We start from the raw sequence: 16,005 nt of genomic DNA on the forward strand, positions 1-16,005 counted from the left end.
TGATCAGCCCTGAAAACGATAGAGATGAAAGCCGCCGTAGATCGCTGAGCGATCCTGCTTGCTGCCCCGCTTGGAAACCTCTGCGTCATAGGCCCAGCGCCCCAGGATGTCAGGCGACACTCGGCCCGGCAGGATGTCCTCAGCGCCGCCAGTGCGAAAAATCACCTTTGCCCCGGGCGTTGCCGTGCGGGTGATTTGCTGCCAAAGCGCATTCAACTGACTGTCATTCATCCAATCCTGGGCATCCAGCAGGATATAGCCCTGTTTCGAGCTGTCAGGCTCCTGCGCCAACTGGTCGGTAAGGGAGCGGTTTACGATGCGGCCCCGGTCGGCATAGTCCCGCAGAGCCTGGAAATTGCGCTGCTGCAGATAGGGCGGCAGAGACCCATCCGGTGCCGGGTCATACCCGCGTGCAAAGGCCTGCCAGGCAAAATAATTGTCCCGGATCGGGGTGTCACACATCAGTTTGCGGACCCGTTCGCGCAGTACCGGCAACACATCGCCACCGCCGTCAGCCGCCAGTTTGTCATACTGCGCCGGAGGAATACCCAGGCCAAAAAGCGCAGCGCGAAACCCAGCCAGCCGGCGCACCAGCCACATATCAAACAGGGGGCTGATCTTCTGATCAAAAAACGCCTGTTGTTCCTGTAGGCTGCGTGCGGCCAGCAAGGGCGCAAAATTCACCCGCCCCAGACGGGCAACCAAATGCACCGCCCCCAAAAAGCGACCAAGCAGCCCGTATTTATAAAGCCCCTTTTGAAACAACGTGATGCGGCGGTTTATCAGCTGCCGCCCCTGCCAAAACGCCCGCGCGCCGGGGTCTAGCTTTGGTTGGATATAGCGCTCATACAGGACGGCGTTGCTGGCCAGGTCTGCCCGACCAAAAAACTGATAAAAGGCGGCATAGTCCGGCAGGGCTTGGGCGGCAGTCAGTTTCAACTTGCCCAAGGCCACATGGGCAGGCGACAGATCTACCGCCGTGACCGAAGCCGGGCCAGCGGTCAGATACGACATTAGATTGCAGCTGCCAGAGGCGATGCAGACCAGATTATCCTCTGCTGAAATCTCCAGCGCCTCCATGTCCACCACTGGATCTTCCCAGATCTGCGGATAGACCAACCCCAGAAACAGACGCGAGAACAGACGTTCAAGCCATCCGGTTGCCGCATCGCCATCCTGCAAAACAGCCGCGTCCAATTGAGCCTGGGCGGAAGAATTCATTGGGTGTATCCCCTAAACGTTTTCGAGAACTTTTTCTTCGGGCTGGGCATCGCGTGCCCGGCGACGAGGCTGACGGCCAAGTTGGCGGCGCGACTCGCCGCGAGACTGGCGCGCAGAACGCGTCCAATCAATAAGAGCAAGACTGCCATCTGCCGTTTCAACGACAGCGGTGCAGCTTTCGACCCAGTCACCAGTGTTTACATAGGTCACCTCTCCCATGTCACGGATGGCGGCACTATGAATATGACCGCAGATCACCCCATCGTAGCCGCCGCGCCGTGCCTCGGCAGTCAGCACTGTTTCATACTCGCTGATAAAATTGACCGCCTGCTTGACCTGGTGCTTGGCCCATTTTGACAAGGACCAGTACTGTCCGCCCCAGAGATGGCGAAGCCGATTAAGGCGGGTGTTCAGCCACAGCATCAATTCATAGGCCCGGTCCCCAAGATGCGCGAGCCATTTGGCGTTTGTCACCACCGCATCAAATTGATCACCATGGGTAACCAGATAACATTTTCCGTTATGGGCGGTGAACTCGGCAGACCCCAGCACCTCGATACCGCCAAAATGAGTGCCAAAGTAGGAGCGCAGGAATTCGTCATGGTTGCCGGGGATTAAATAGATCCGGGCACCGCCATGTGCCTTGGCCAGAAGCGTTTGCACCACGTCATTGTGCGCCTGCGGCCAGAGGAAACCCTTTCTGCGAATGCGCCAGGCGTCCACAATGTCACCAACCAAATAGTAGGTGTCTGCTTCGTGGCATTTGAGGAAATCCAGCAGTAATTCAGCCTGACATCCTGGGGTGCCCAAATGGATATCGGACAAAAAAATGGTTCGGTATTTCATGCGCGTCGCCCGCTGTCACTTGCGTCGCATATGGAGGTACCCCATCGTTTTAACAGAACGGTGACAGTTTCCATTCCCCTGCGCATCAAGGCATCACGACACCGCCCAGAAGATCACCCATCACAGCGCAAAGGCCCAACAGCCCCCGTTTTGCGCTGCACCTCGCGCCAGGTGCAGCGGTCAGCTGTCCAAAAGAGCGCGAATTTTGGAAATCAAAACAGGTCCCGAGACAGGTTTATTAAGCACGGTAAGCTTTGGCAGACCCGAGACACTATCGAGCACATCAGCGCCATACCCCGTGAGGATCACGATCGGGACACCATCGAGCACCTTTCTGACCTGCGCCACCAAATCCAGCCCCTGTACCGGCCCAGGCATCGTCAGATCCGTCACAACCAGGTCAAATTCAGGTACCTTTTTGACCAGATCCAGGGCCTCTGTGCCGTTGTGGGCCTGCGTCACACGAAACCCAGAGGCCGCAAGCCGTTGGCTCAGGGCGCTGCGGACATCATCGTCATCTTCAACCAGTAAGATCTGTTCATCGCCCAAAAAACCTGTGGAAATGTCACCTCCCGCCGCCTGATCCGCGGCCTCAACGGTCACCGGAAATCTCAGCTCCACCGTCGTCCCCTGCTCCCAGACACTGCGGATACGGATCTTACCCCCCGACTGGGTCACAAAGCCATGCACCATCGCCAGCCCCATCCCCGATCCCTTGTCGAATTCTTTGGTTGTGAAAAAGGGCTCAAACACCTTACTCAAAGCATCTTCTTTGATCCCCACGCCGGTGTCCGTCACAGAGACCACCACCTGCTCGCCTGAAAGGTCATCGCCGTCGCTTTGGCCCGCCCCTAGGTTAGACACCGAAACTGTCAGCTTGCCCCCGTCTGGCATCGCATCGCGGGCGTTCAACACCAGGTTCAAAACCGCATTCTCCAGCTGCCCCTGATCCAGAAGAACCGCCTTCACAAGAGGGTCATAGGAGAATTCCACAGATATGTTTTCAGGCAAGGTCCGGCGCAACATCTCCTCGATACCACGCAAAACCAGATCAACCCGCAGCACCTGCGGCACAAGCTGAGCACGCCGCCCAAAAGACAAGAGATCATAGGACAGTTTGGCCCCGCGTTTGGTCGCGGACAGTGCTTGGTCAATGAACTTCAAGGAGGGAGCATCCAGCCCACGCTGGTCTTTTAGCAATTCGAGGTTGCCCATGATCACCGACAATAGATTGTTGAAATCATGGGCGACGCCCCCGACAAGCCGGCCTATCGCGTCAAATTTCTGGGTTTCCAGGGCAAACTTCTCGGCCTTTTTGCGAAGATCCATTTCTGCGCTTAGCGCATCAACTGTGGCCGCAAGATCTAAGGTGCGCGCCCGAACAACACGGCGCAGGATGAATATGAGCACTGCTGACACCAAAAGCACAGAAACCGCTACAAACAGCACAGTAATAAGCCAGCTCGGCAGCGGGGCTTTGTGAAAGGAAATCCATTCATACTTGGCAGAGTGAAAGTCCGACCCAAAGGTCATTTGCTGCCGGTAGCTGGCCAGGTTCATCGCCTGGACAAAGTTTTCCGGGGCATCCGGCGGCACTACATAGTGATACGAGTTGACCTGAAATGGCAGCTCAGGAATACGCAAACTGTTCTGATTGGCCATCTGCACCGCAAAGAACGTATTGGTAATTGCCAAATCCGCATCACCAACCAAAATCGCATCAATCGCGCCCTGCACTGACGACGTCCAGATCAGCTTACTCTTTAGCCCTTCTTTGCGTAAAAACCGCCTCAGGTCACGCTCCTGGATACTATTTGCGAGCACGGCAATTCTCTTGCCCTCAAAATCCGCCAGAGAGGTAATCTCAACCTCCTGGGAGGTGACGATGGTAGACCATGAATAAATCAGCGCTTCGTTGATAAACTGGAACTGCGCTGTGCGCTCTTCAGAAAAGGCCACATCCGGCATAAGGTCGAGCTGCCCCTGCCCCACCATCTCCAGGCAGGTCTCCCATTCACAGTCGACGTATTCGAAATCATAGCCCATTTCAGACAGAATGGCTTCGGTCACCTCCGGCCAAAAACCGGCGGGTTGCCCAGCTGCGTCTCGAAAAATTTTGGGCCGGTTTTCATAAAAGCCAACACGCAGCGGATCTGCATCCAGTTGCCCCGGCAGGACTGCAAGACACAACATTCCCAGCAAGGCCGGAAACACCTTAGTGGCGAAGCAAAACCTGTTTAGAAGTCCCTCTATCACTCGATCCACCCTTTGAGGTCGCTTACCCGGCCTCTGCTCAACACCTTCCAGCCCCATCATCAGAAAGCATAGCGCCCCTAATCAACGCTCAATTGGTTTACATACCCTGCATTTCGCGTGATATCTCGATTGATGTCATCGGTCGCTTCATCAAGCACGGCCTTCACATCCGCACCTTCAGCGATCTCAACCAGGGCTCTTTCAAACACCTTTGCTATCACAACATAGCTGGGAGACACCGGACGTAGCAAAGCCTGTTGGCGCGACAAATCGACAAACCCTGGCAACCAGCCCTCCGGGCCATAGGTCGTGGATGCTCTTGCGGCTGCCAGGGTGGGTGGGATCAATCCCAATTCATCCGCGATGGTGGACAGGTATCGGTCTTGAATCGCAAACTCGACAAAGGCGCTGGCTCCATCCACATGTTCTGACGTGGCTGACACGCCAAACTGCCAGCTCCCGGCGCCGATGACACTGCCCTTGCCAAAATCGGGTGCGGGCAGAAATACGGCATCCTCTCCTACGGCATCGATGAAATCCAGAACGGTCCAATTGCCGTCCCAGGCCATGGCATATGTACCATCAATCAACGCGGCGGTGCGGTTTGGTTGCGACTGTTCCGGGCTGGGAACAAACCCGCGCGAAAACAGGGACTGCCACCAAGTTCCAAATCTCAGCGCGGCCTCGCCATTTAACACACCCTGTGCCGAACTATAGTCAGATCTGTCCACCAGATCACCGCCGAAGCTTTGCAAAAAGGGGCTAATGGCATAGGGAAACCATTCGCCCTCCCTGCTCAGCCCCAGGTCCAGCGGATAGTCGAACTCCCCGGATGCTTTGAGTTTAACCAAGGCCGTTTCAAATTCGGCCGCACTCCAGGGGTCCGCAAGACTTGGCAGTCGGATGTCATATTTTTCCAAGGTGGACTTGCGTGTCAGGATCGCAAGCGCAGCCTCCCACAGGCCAACCGAATAGATATGACCATTCCAGCGCCCAACAGCGGATGGCAGGAACGCCTCGACCGCGGCCTCCTCTATGCGCAGCGGCTGCAGATATCCCAACCATGCCCAATTGGCGACCACCGGCGCATCCACATCAATGATGTCAGGCAGGTTCCCGGTCTGAGCCGCCCGAACCACCGAGTCATTGTAACTGCCTTCAGGAAAGCTCATCAGGATGACTTTCCAATCCGGTTGACTGGCATTGAAATCCTCGACGATCTCAACAATGACCCGGCGTTCAGTTTCATTCTGCGATCCATGATACCACATGCTCAGCTCGGTTTGCGCCGCCGCAGCAGTGCCAACAGTCAGTGCCACAAGACCGGCTAGAAGGAGTCCAAATCGCGAAGCCACTAATGATCTTCTTTCCATAACTGAGACAGGGGCCAGCCAAGGGCGAGACCTCCACTTGAGAGCCTGGCCCAACTGATCCAGACCAACTGCCAGATCAAGTGATAGTGCATTCCCGCCTTTTGATCCATTGTGATCACGCTGCCACAAGCTGGCGGCGAAAGTCCAGAAACCTAGCCACATGTGCCACCGACCTTCTGGGACGGTTTGCTACTGTGTTTGCAAAACTTCAGACGTCCCCGTGAAAGGCCAAAGCCGCACTTGCGGCGATAGTTCTTTGTTGTCTGGACTTCGGCCATCCATTACAAATTCATCGTAGCTTTGAGATTTGCATTTCTTGGACTGCGGGTAGAGTTGGGAACCCGGATTCACTTCGGCCCAGAAAATCGCATGAGATTAAGGGTTATCTCTACGTTAGATAATGCAGAAGGAGCTCTTCAAATTGAAAATCAGCATTGCCATTCCGACCCGAGAACGAGGCCAGTATTTGCGGCATTCCGTTCAGACTGCTCTCGAGATCGACGATGACAACATTGAGATCATTGTAAGCGACAATGCCAGCTCCGACGGGACCAAGGAACTCATGCAAGAGTTCGATGACAGCCGACTGGTCTACGTGAATACGGGTGCGCGGCTTTCAATGCGGCAGAACTTTGAAACCGCTTTCAACGCATCGACAGGTGATTATCTGATCTACTTCGGCGATGACGACGGGATACTCCCAAAACAGTTCCCGTACTTGCGGCAGCTTTTGGAGGCCAACAGGCCTGATGGTCTGAGTTGGATCAAGGCAACCTATGGCTGGCCCATTGAAGGGTATGGCAGGAAGACCGGCGGTGTCAGATTCTACCGCGACAATTGCTTTGGCTCTCCAAAGGCTTTCCACGGCGCGGACAACCTACAGAAGCTCATGACGGCAGATGTATCCAACCTGCGTCCGGTTCCAGATATATATCATGGCTGCCTTTCGCGCGCCTACATGCTCAAGACGTCGATGGACGGGAGAACGGTTTTCGACAGCGCAATCCCTGACGTCAACCTATCGTATAGATCCATCTTGAAAGACGGCCATTTCATCGGGGTCGACCACCCGTTCTCGATCAACGGATACAGCCCGGCAAGCACCGGCGGTGGCCACGGAGCCGAACAAAACAATAGTTCTGGGACCAACAGCAGCAAGCTTTTTGCAAAAGAGAACATTACCGACCCGATGAGCGATGTGTTTCCCCATGCCGGATCAGTCCCATTGGCGTTTTTCTCGACCCTGGAGACCTTGCGACGCAACCATGGCCTTGAGGCAATTCAGCCCGACTACCTCAGCTGGTATAAGTATGTTCGTGGATCGACACGCAAGAACCCTGCGCTAGCAGAGCAAATACAGGGCATTTTGCGGGACCACGCGGAAGCGAAGGGCATACAATCCGTCCTAGACGCAGCTCTGCAAGGCCCACCTCAGGCCAAACGAAGCCTGCAAGAGCGCTTTGCCCGTGCCCAGGGGCAACTATCGAGCTTCAGGGTTTCCGCAGCCCAGGGAGGCGAAAACACCATTCTTACGGCAGCGCATATGATAGATGCGATCTTGGGGCAAGATTTTGGCGCGGTTCTGTCAGGCGATATGACATCTCGCTTGGCCTGGAAGGAGGCCAAGCGTCGGTCCAAGGATTTTCAGCGCCAGCTTTGATCTACCGGACCCGTTTGAGAAAACCGTCATGAGCGACCGTGATCAGCAGTTTCGCGGGGATGCTCTTGTCAATCTCGAACTCGGAGTGGGTCTTTAGATAGTCCCAAACCGCAGTTTTGGGATTGTTACCCGGCCCCCAGGAGCGATCAGGATACTCGTCCGCTGGCATATCCTCGATTAGCGTGTCGAAGACGACGCAATAACTTCCGACCGACGTGAGCGGCGCATAAAGCTCCAGTTCGCTCCGGACATGATCATGAGTGTGGTTTGAATCTAGACAGACAAGAACGCGCTGGTATCCCTCCGCAGCCTTTTTAACCTTGGCGAAGATGTCAGGGTCAATGCTGGACCCCTCGATCATCTCGATGCGAGAGGCCATTGGATGATCCTGAATGGCAGCGAGGTTATGCGCGCGGATGTCGATGTCGATACCCAGAACTTTGCGGGACGATTTAGATGGATCAAGGACTGTGCCCGCCTCAATGGCATCGCACATATCCAGTAACGCAAGCATGGACGCACTGAAGACCAGCGACCCACCATGCGCAATACCCGTCTCGATGATCAGGTCGGGCTTGATGCTCCAGATGAGTTCCTGCATCGCTACGATGTCTTGCGGGTATTGAATGATCGGCCGATCTTGCCAATGGTAGTTATACGAATACTTCGGATGGGTCGTTGCTTGCAGAAATGTCATAGCCAAGTCGTTCAACGGCTTGTCGTTCATCATTTCCGCAATGCGGCCTGCAATCTCTTGCTTAAATTCAGTCATTTCCCACCTCAAAACATGTAAATGCGTCGTTCGACATATTCCGGATCTCCTCGCAGCAATTCGGCTTCATATCAAGGATTTTTGCAGTCCGAGGCAGGTTTGCCAAAGCCTCCCCGGGCGCGCAGGCAGGCAGCCCGGTTGGGCAGCAAGAAGCGTTCCTCTTAGTTGAGCAATGTTGTTTGATTTATCGAGACCGTCCCAGGGGCCAGATAGCTCGGTAATTCTGGCGGTGGTAAAACCGACAGTGTCTGCAGCCTTTTGCAAGTGCGTTCGCGCGCTTCCAGCAGGTGGATTTCCAGCATGGACGCGGCGGCGGCTGTATCGTTTCGCACCAACGCCTCAAGAACCGCGACATGCTCAGAAACGAGGCGGCTGGCTCCCGGAGAACGGCCAAGAAGCAAGCGGAACATTTCATTGATTGCCAGGACCAGGCGTGATTTTTGAAGTGTCTTGAGCAAGTGGTTGTTGGTACAGCCAGACAGCGCCTCCACATGCAATGCAGTTTCCATCTTGGAAATGCCCTCTGCGTCCAGTTCCTGCTTCTGGTGGCCAAGCTCCCTTGCTTGCGCCAAAGCCCGTTCAATATGGCCTTTGGCAATGTTGGGCGCAGCCTCGGCCAGGGCAACGGGTTCCAACAGGATGCGCAACTGATAATGATTGCGCACGTCCATGGCAGTCAACACCGGCAATACCCATTTCGACCGCTCGTTCTTTTCAACGATCCCTGAGCTGCGGAGCTGTGAGAGCATATCACGGACGACCGTCCGACTGACGGAAAAATGTTCAGTCAGCTTCCCTTCATTGACTTCCAAAGGACCAAAAGGAAGGGCGCGGATCAGCTCTTCGCGCAGGACCGGCAGGATTTGATCGGGGTTGGACAGCGCCCTTGGGACGCTGCGGCTTGCGGTGGATTCAAAGAGGGCCTGCTCAATCGAAACTCGACGGGGTGGTGCCGCAGAATCAGCCCCAACCAGAAAGCCCCGCCCCTCAAAACGGGTGATCATTTTTGCAGTATGAAGTTCAGCAAGCGCCTTCCTGATCGTGGTTCTGCTGGTGCCGAAATGCCGGGCCAATGGCTCTTCCGTCAGAACCTGACCCGCTTCTAGCCGCCCAGAATCCATCGCATCTCTGATCGCTTCGGAAATAGATATGTATCTGGGAATTATAGACAAATTTAAAATTCACTTCTGCGTTCTGTTTCTGGATCCAGACAACTGGCTGACCTGCGCTGAGATCCCGACCCCGGCCTGTAGCATACCTTAGGCCGCCACACGGGGAAACAAAAAGCTTCCATTTCAAATAAATGATCTTATGAATACTAAAGATCATTAATATTCGGGAGGACAGGAGATGGCACATTCAGAAGCGGCGGCGCAGCGCCCGACGGCGGATGAAAAATCGCATCTGTTAGAAGCTTCAATTTTGCCGGTCTGGCTCAATCAGCGAACCATCGGCGGACTAGGCTACGTGTGGATCTGGATTGGCATGGCAGTCATTATCGCGACTTTCCAACTGGGCGCGGGCGGGGTCGCCGGGTTGCCGCTGACAACGGTGATCGGAACCATTTTCCTTGCCAATCTTGTGCTTGGGCTGGTGATGGCGTTGACAGCCGATATCGGCACCGAGCATGGCATTAGCTTTGCGGTCTATCTACGGGCGCCTTTTGGCACCGTTGGCACGCATTTGCCCTCGGTCACACGCGGTATCGTGGCGGCGGCCTGGTTTGGCATTCAGACCTACCTCGGAGCACTGGCGCTGAACGGCATCGTGTCTTACCTCGGTGGGTTCGACAGCTGGGTCTTCTGGTATGTGGCCTTCGGCCTAATCCAGATCATCAACACTGCGATGGGCATCCGCGCAGTGCAGTTGCTCGCCAGCATCGCCGCCCCCGCGATCATTGCGATTTCGATCTGGATGTATCACACCCTGGAAAACGTCGCTTCGGCCAGTGGGCACAACATCTGGACCTTTGCCGGGGACGCGGAAATGAGCATCGTCGCGCTCTTCGTGGCCAATATGGCGTTCTGGTCGGCGCTTGCGGTAGATATCCCCAATATCACCCGATTTCTGAAAACGAACGGAGGCGAGAAAAGCTTCTTGCGCCGGAATCGCAACATCTTTGCGGCGCAGTTCATCGCCCTTCCGGTGGCACAAAGCTGGATCGCGCTGATCGGGGCCGTGTCCTTTATCGCAACCGGGGATTGGAACCCGATCAACGTCATTCAGGCGCAGGGCACCGGGGGCACGCTGGTCTTGCTGCTGGCGATGGTAATCCTGGCGCAGTGGTCCACCAACACCAGCGCAAACCTGATCCCGGCGGCGCTGACCTTTGTCAACGCTGGTGCCCCTCGCATTACCTATGCCATGGGAATCGTGATTGCAGGCATCGTTGGCACGCTCACCATGCCCTGGCTGATCCTGAACCACCTGTTCACCTACCTCGGCATGTATGGCGCGGTACTGTCAGCTGTCGGCGGCATCATGGTCTGCGACTATTTCCTGATCCGGGGCCGCCGCCTGAACGTGCCGGACCTGTACCGCGAAGACGGCCAGTTCCGTTACTTTGGCGGCTGGAACCCGGCCGGCCTGATCGCCTGGGCCGTTGGCGGTGGGCTGGCGCTGTATTTCATCCAATACGCTTATGTCGTCGGCTTCCCGGCTGCAATGGCTGTGTATTTCATCCTGATGAAAGCCTGGGTCCTGCCACGCCATGAGCAGGCCGAGATCAAAGACCCGGACGACGCAAAATATCTCGCGACATCCGTGGATCTGAACTGGGTCTATACGGCGGCCAACGGAATGCAGCGGGTCAAAACCGCAGACATCCCGTCACATGCAATCGCGCGAGAAGACCTTTAAGCCGATCAATCCGGGCAAACCGATCAATCCGGGCGGGGGGTATCGCACCCGCCCGTGGAGACCAACATGACATTGTTTCAAGAACCTACCCCAGCCGGAACAAAGACAGCCTCTGTGAGGGAACGGACCGCTGCCGCTCTGCGGGCACTGGAAAGCTGGACAGAGTCCGGCGCCTGCACTGCGATCACTGCGGAGCGCGCGGCGACCCAGGCGGCGCAGGCTGAAGACCGCGCGGCCCGTGGTCAGTGCTTGGGGGCTTTGGACGGAATGAGCGTCCTCTGGAAGGATATCATCGACCAGACGGGCCAGATCACCACCTGCGGATCGGCTCTGCGCAAATCCGCGCCGCCTGCGACACAGGACGCACGCTGTGTTTCTTTGATAGAGACTGCAGGCGGTGTATCGCTGGGCCGGACCGGCCTTTCAGAATTTGCCTTCTCCGGCCTTGGGATCAACCCGCATTATGGCACCCCAGCCTCTGCCCTGTCGGAGGGCGTTCCGCTGCTGCCGGGCGGCTCCAGCTCGGGATCCGCGGTGCTGGTGGCGGCTGGACTTGCCGACCTGGGGGTCGGAACGGACACCTCTGGGTCGGTCCGGCTCCCAGCGGCGCTGAATGGTATCTTTGGCTTCAAGCCCAGTGCCACCCGCTATGACAGAACCGGAGTTCACACGCTGTCGCGCACACTTGATACCGTTGGCACATTGGCGCGATCCTTTGAGGTGCTGCGCGCGACTGATCAAATTCTGAACACCCAACCGACGGCGCGCACGGACCGAACGAAGACGGAAATCCTCGATCTGTCGGAAAGTCTCGGGATGGTGTGGGAACGGGATGTGATCGCAGCCTATCAGGCGGCGCTCAGCCGTATGGCAGCAGCTGGGTGGAGCCTGCGCTCCACACATCTGAAATCGGTTGACGCGCTGCGTGCGCTGACCACCTCCGAGGGTCCGCTGGTGGCGATTGAGGCCCGGCGGAAATACGCAGATCTGCTGGCAAGCGACGAGGCCGACAAGATCGACCCGATGATCCGCACACGGCTGCAGCAGGCTCCGGTTTTGAGCGACGCGCAATATGCACAATACCTGCAAAAGCGGGAGCGGTTGATTTCTGCGGCCCGCGCCGAGATCGGGGACAGGCTGCTTGCTTTTCCAACAGTGCCTTCACTGCGTCACCCACTGCCGGTTTATCTGCACGACGAGGATGCGGCACAGGAACTGAACGCCAGACTGCTGGCCGCCACGATGATCGGCAGCCTCCTGGACTGGCCTGGCCTCGCCGTGCCGCTGCCTGACGCAGACGGCCGTGTCCAAGGGTCGATCCTGCTCTCGGCGGCCTCCGGCAATGATGATGGGCTGCTGACCCAGGTCGCGCAGCTGATCCCCGCACTTACCCAACCAACCTTCAACATCTAAGGGAGAATGAAAATGACAAAGAAAATTTTTGTCGCTTATGGCGTGGATGTCGATGCCGTGGCCGGCTGGCTCGGGTCTTACGGTGGCGAGGACTCGCCTGATGACATCTCGCGCGGGATGTTTGCGGGCGAAGTTGGCTCGCCGCGCCTGCTAAAACTGTTCGAAAAATATGGCATCAAAACCACCTGGTTCATTCCGGGCCACTCGATGGAAACCTTCCCCGATGAAATGGCTGCGGTCGCCAAGGCAGGTCACGAAATCGGCATTCACGGCTATTCGCACGAAAACCCCATTGCGATGACCCGCGAGCAGGAAATGGCGATCCTCGACAAATCGATCGAGCTGGCAACCACCCTGAGCGGTAAGCGCCCGACCGGCTACGTTGCCCCTTGGTGGGAGTTCTCTAATGTCACCAATGAGTTGTTGCTGGAGCGCGGGATCAAATACGATCACTCGCTGATGCACAACGATTTCCACCCTTACCGGGTGCGGGTTGGCGACAGCTGGACCAAAATTGACTACAGCCAGCATCCCGACGCCTGGATGAAGCCGCTGGAGCGGGGCGAGGAAACCGACCTGATCGAAATTCCCGCCAATTGGTATCTCGACGACCTGCCACCGATGATGTTCATCAAGAAATCGCCGAACAGCCACGGGTTCGTCAATCCGCGCGATATCGAGCAGATGTGGAAGGATCAGTTCGATTACGTCTACCGTGAGAACGACTATGCGGTTTTCACCATGACCATCCACCCGGATGTTTCGGGCCGTCCGCAGGTTCTGATGATGCACGAGCGGCTGATTGAATACATCAACAGCCACGAGGGCGTGCAATGGGCCACCTTCGACGAGATCGCAGACGACTATAACGCCCGCGCACCACGCAAAGCGTGATCATACCGGCGGGAGGGGCCTCCCCTCCCGCCAAGTCACCAAGCTCAAAGGATATCAGCATGTGCGGTTTATGCGGAATTTTTGGCACGGATGATCACTGGAGCGCTGCCGGGATTGAAACCAAGGCCTCGGCAGATCCTGTGCTGCGGCGACGGCACCGGACGGCGCGGGTCGCGGCGGTCAACCGCATGCTCGCACGCCAGCGCATCCAGCTTTCGGACTGGCAGGGGCAAAGCTATATTCTGCGCAGTCTGACCGGACGGCAGGCCATAGTCAGCAATGTCACCGAGGTCTGGGCCGCGCTTGAAGCGGAGTTTGGCGGCGGATTTGACCCGCTAGATCCGGAAACCTTCCCAGAGCCAGGAGCGGTGTCATGACCCGTCGCACAGCTGTTCCCATCACCCTGCTGACCGGCTTTTTAGGTTCTGGAAAAACCACCTGGCTGTCGCGCGCGCTGAAAGATGAAGCCGCAGGCCGGGTTGCCGTTCTGGTGAATGAGTTCGGGGCGGTTGGCATCGATCATCTGTTGGTGGGCACAATCGCGCCGGACACTGTGCTGCTCGATTCCGGCTGTATCTGCTGTCAGATCCGAGGCGAGCTGAAAGACGCCATCCTGAACCTGATAACGCAGGCGAGAAACGGCGAGGTGCCACAGTTTGACCGGATTGTCATTGAAACCACCGGATTGGCGGATCCGTCGCAAATCCTGTCAACGCTGACCTTTGATCCGGTGCTGCACAATCAGGTCGTCTTGCAGGATGTGGTGACCGTGGCCGATGCGCAGAACGGGGTCTCTTTACACGCCGACCAGCCCGAGTGGGTTGCGCAGGTGGCAGCGGCCAGCACGATCCTGCTGTCAAAGACCGACCTCGTCCCTCAGGATCGGCTACCGAACCTGCAGCTGCGACTGGGGTTGATCAACCCGACAGCACAGCTGCTGGATGCCCAAAAGTGTCCGACGTTTGCGGATATTGCCTGCGATAGCGGCAATCGCCCCGTCCTGACAAACATACGCGCCCCCACCCATAGTGACGGCACCGGGGCACAGACCCTAAGCCTCAGCTTTGATGATCCTCTGGACTGGACTGGCTTTGTCGTCTGGCTCTCGGCGCTCATCCACCGTCACGGCACCAATCTGTTGCGGGTGAAATGCCTGCTCAAAACGCGGGAGGGCATCGTCCTGATTGATGGGGTCGGCCATACATTGCACCACCCACGTCACCTTGACAGCGCAATGCCTTCCGATCAAAGGTCGCACCTGGTATTTATAGGACGCAATCTGGACATGGCGTTGCTGCGTGCCTCGTTTGAAGCCTTTTTAAACGTAAAAACATCCTGATAGACATAAAGCAGAATGCCGGATCAACTGACATCACCGCCTTTGCACATTAACCCGCCAGTGCTGCGCGTGCTGGGAACCGGGGTGACGTTAATCAACACGATCCTCGCCTCGGCCGAGGCCGATCTGGGCATCCGGCTTGAATTTACCGCCTTGGATGGGATCGAAGCCCAGCGTCGTGGTGTGCTGGCACCTGAGAGTTTCGACATTTATGATCAGTGGTTCCACGACCTCGATCTGGTCTGGCCCGCGCGATCGCTGCGTCCCATTGAGGTAAATCGGATAAGCTGCTGGGACGAGGTCCGCAACTGGCCAGTGCTGCAGAGCGGTTCGGAAGGGAGCGTGTCGCGCGGGACGCCCCGAGACCGGTTGTTTGTGCAGGAAAACGGCGAGTTGGGGCCTGCCATCTCAGGGCAGATCTCCATGCTGCCAACAGTGTACAACGCCGACAGTTTTGCCATTGTCGGAAACAGTTCCGCAGCCGAGCCCACCAGCTGGGGCGATCTTTTGTCCGAGCAGTGGCGCGGCAGGGTCGCCATTCAAGCGGATGCAGCAATCGGTGTGCCTGACCTGTTGCTGGCGTTGCGCGCGCGGGGGGAATTCCAATGCCAAAATCCAGGAAACCTGACCCTCAGCGAAATCGGAAGTTTCATCCGCCTGGTTAAGCAATACCAATTGTCGGGTCAATTTGCCGGTTTCTGGACCGACAGGACACCTGGTGCAGATGGTGCCGCAAAACTGTCAACGATGTGGTGGTCGAACTATCTATCGCAAAAGGCCCGAGGTATGCCCATCCGGATGTGCGCCCCGCGCGAAGGCTATCGCGGCTGGTGCGGCGGCATGGCTCTTTCGCGGCATCTCGACCAGCGCACCGAAGAATTGGCCTACATTTACCTGAACTGGTGGCTGTCCGGCCCAGCAGGCGCCATTATGGCGCGTAATGGTGCCTATATGGCAGCTCCTGGCGCGACGCGCGCACATCTGTCAGAGGTTGAGTGGGATTTCTGGTATGGAGGCAAACCGGCTGCTGCCGATATTTGTGACGCGTATGGCAATGTGGTCTATCAGCCCGGTGAGCGCCGCGAAGGCGGGAGCTACGAGACACGGCAAAGGCAAATCGTGACCTGGAATTCCGTGATGGAAGAACACAACTTCCTTGTCAGGCTATGGGATGTGATCACCACGGGAGCGTTGATCTAGCGGATCAAGGCCTGTATCAGCAGCTGGATAACCAAGGGCACCGTTATTGCAGAAGCTATGGGTCCTTACATAGCGCCGGACGCTGCAAGCCTGACGCATCGGTTTGCGCTTCGCACCCGAACATCGACATCTGCCGCAGGTGGCCCTGACCGGCCCTTGGGCGACTGGCCAG

Annotated in this window: 13 protein-coding genes; 7 read left to right on the plus strand and 6 right to left on the minus strand. The window is 56.9% G+C overall.

All coding sequences use genetic code 11. The features are described 5' to 3' along the window. Positions 1-3 precede the first annotated feature (3 nt). The 4 genes from N1037_17670 to N1037_17685 form a co-directional block, all read right to left on the minus strand. Positions 4-1,221, minus strand: a complete 1,218-nt coding sequence (locus N1037_17670; GenBank protein UWS79068.1) for a DUF3419 family protein — start codon at positions 1,219-1,221, stop codon at positions 4-6. A 12-nt stretch (positions 1,222-1,233) separates the two neighbouring features. Continuing rightward, a complete protein-coding gene (locus N1037_17675) occupies positions 1,234-2,067 on the minus strand; it encodes a UDP-2,3-diacylglucosamine diphosphatase (GenBank protein ID UWS79069.1) in 834 nt (277 codons plus the stop codon). Between the two features lie 180 nt (positions 2,068-2,247). Then, positions 2,248-4,260 carry a transporter substrate-binding domain-containing protein gene (locus N1037_17680; protein ID UWS81395.1) on the minus strand — a complete coding sequence of 671 codons (2,013 nt, stop codon included), beginning with the start codon at positions 4,258-4,260 and terminating at the stop codon, positions 2,248-2,250. A gap of 140 nt (positions 4,261-4,400) precedes the next feature. Beyond that, a complete protein-coding gene (locus tag N1037_17685) occupies positions 4,401-5,642 on the minus strand; it encodes an extracellular solute-binding protein (protein UWS79070.1) in 1,242 nt (413 codons plus the stop codon). Positions 5,643-6,117: 475 nt separating this feature from the next. Here N1037_17685 and N1037_17690 point away from each other — a divergent pair, with 475 nt between their 5' ends. Continuing rightward, complete coding sequence (locus N1037_17690) at positions 6,118-7,356, plus strand: glycosyltransferase family 2 protein (GenBank protein ID UWS79071.1); 1,239 nt, start codon at positions 6,118-6,120, stop codon at positions 7,354-7,356. 1 nt (position 7,357) lies between these two features. On the opposite strand, the gene N1037_17695 is transcribed toward N1037_17690, so the two are convergent. Both N1037_17695 and N1037_17700 read right to left on the minus strand, forming a co-directional pair. Beyond that, positions 7,358-8,128 (minus strand): cephalosporin hydroxylase family protein, encoded by a 771-nt coding sequence (locus N1037_17695; protein ID UWS79072.1) that lies wholly within the window; start codon positions 8,126-8,128, stop codon positions 7,358-7,360. A 161-nt stretch (positions 8,129-8,289) separates the two neighbouring features. Further along, positions 8,290-9,249 (minus strand): GntR family transcriptional regulator, encoded by a 960-nt coding sequence (locus N1037_17700; GenBank protein UWS79073.1) that lies wholly within the window; start codon positions 9,247-9,249, stop codon positions 8,290-8,292. A gap of 229 nt (positions 9,250-9,478) precedes the next feature. On the opposite strand from N1037_17700, the gene N1037_17705 reads away from it, so the two are divergent. The 6 genes from N1037_17705 (at position 9,479) to N1037_17730 (ending at position 15,833) form a co-directional block, all read left to right on the plus strand. Beyond that, a complete protein-coding gene (locus N1037_17705) occupies positions 9,479-10,987 on the plus strand; it encodes an NCS1 family transporter (protein ID UWS79074.1) in 1,509 nt (502 codons plus the stop codon). Positions 10,988-11,101: 114 nt separating this feature from the next. After that, complete coding sequence (locus N1037_17710; GenBank protein UWS79075.1) at positions 11,102-12,400, plus strand: amidase family protein; 1,299 nt, start codon at positions 11,102-11,104, stop codon at positions 12,398-12,400. A gap of 12 nt (positions 12,401-12,412) precedes the next feature. Next, positions 12,413-13,294, plus strand: coding sequence for a polysaccharide deacetylase (locus N1037_17715; protein ID UWS79076.1), 882 nt, complete (start codon positions 12,413-12,415; stop codon positions 13,292-13,294). Between the two features lie 59 nt (positions 13,295-13,353). Further along, positions 13,354-13,671 (plus strand): hypothetical protein, encoded by a 318-nt coding sequence (locus N1037_17720; protein ID UWS79077.1) that lies wholly within the window; start codon positions 13,354-13,356, stop codon positions 13,669-13,671. Beyond that, complete coding sequence (locus N1037_17725) at positions 13,668-14,633, plus strand: GTP-binding protein (GenBank protein UWS79078.1); 966 nt, start codon at positions 13,668-13,670, stop codon at positions 14,631-14,633. Before N1037_17720 ends, N1037_17725 begins: the two co-directional genes overlap by 4 nt. 15 nt (positions 14,634-14,648) lie before the next feature. Beyond that, positions 14,649-15,833, plus strand: a complete 1,185-nt coding sequence (locus N1037_17730; GenBank protein ID UWS79079.1) for an extracellular solute-binding protein — start codon at positions 14,649-14,651, stop codon at positions 15,831-15,833. The last annotated feature ends 172 nt before the right edge of the window (positions 15,834-16,005 follow it).

The organism is Phaeobacter sp. G2 (assembly GCA_025163595.1).
Classification (GTDB): Bacteria; Pseudomonadota; Alphaproteobacteria; order Rhodobacterales; family Rhodobacteraceae; genus Pseudophaeobacter.

Bases quoted from the DNA above. Each gene is read 5' to 3' on its own strand.
- N1037_17670 (UWS79068.1), bottom strand. From the start codon at position 1,221: ATGAATTCTTCCGCCCAGGCTCAATTGGACGCGGCTGTTTTGCAGGAT.
- N1037_17675 (UWS79069.1), bottom strand. From the start codon at position 2,067: ATGAAATACCGAACCATTTTTTTGTCCGATATCCATTTGGGCACCCCA.
- N1037_17680 (UWS81395.1), bottom strand. From the start codon at position 4,260: ATGTTGTGTCTTGCAGTCCTGCCGGGGCAACTGGATGCAGATCCGCTG.
- N1037_17695 (UWS79072.1), bottom strand. From the start codon at position 8,128: ATGACTGAATTTAAGCAAGAGATTGCAGGCCGCATTGCGGAAATGATG.
- N1037_17700 (UWS79073.1), bottom strand. From the start codon at position 9,249: ATGGATTCTGGGCGGCTAGAAGCGGGTCAGGTTCTGACGGAAGAGCCA.
- N1037_17705 (UWS79074.1), top strand. From the start codon at position 9,479: ATGGCACATTCAGAAGCGGCGGCGCAGCGCCCGACGGCGGATGAAAAA.
- N1037_17715 (UWS79076.1), top strand. From the start codon at position 12,413: ATGACAAAGAAAATTTTTGTCGCTTATGGCGTGGATGTCGATGCCGTG.
- N1037_17720 (UWS79077.1), top strand. From the start codon at position 13,354: ATGTGCGGTTTATGCGGAATTTTTGGCACGGATGATCACTGGAGCGCT.
- N1037_17725 (UWS79078.1), top strand. From the start codon at position 13,668: ATGACCCGTCGCACAGCTGTTCCCATCACCCTGCTGACCGGCTTTTTA.
- N1037_17730 (UWS79079.1), top strand. From the start codon at position 14,649: ATGCCGGATCAACTGACATCACCGCCTTTGCACATTAACCCGCCAGTG.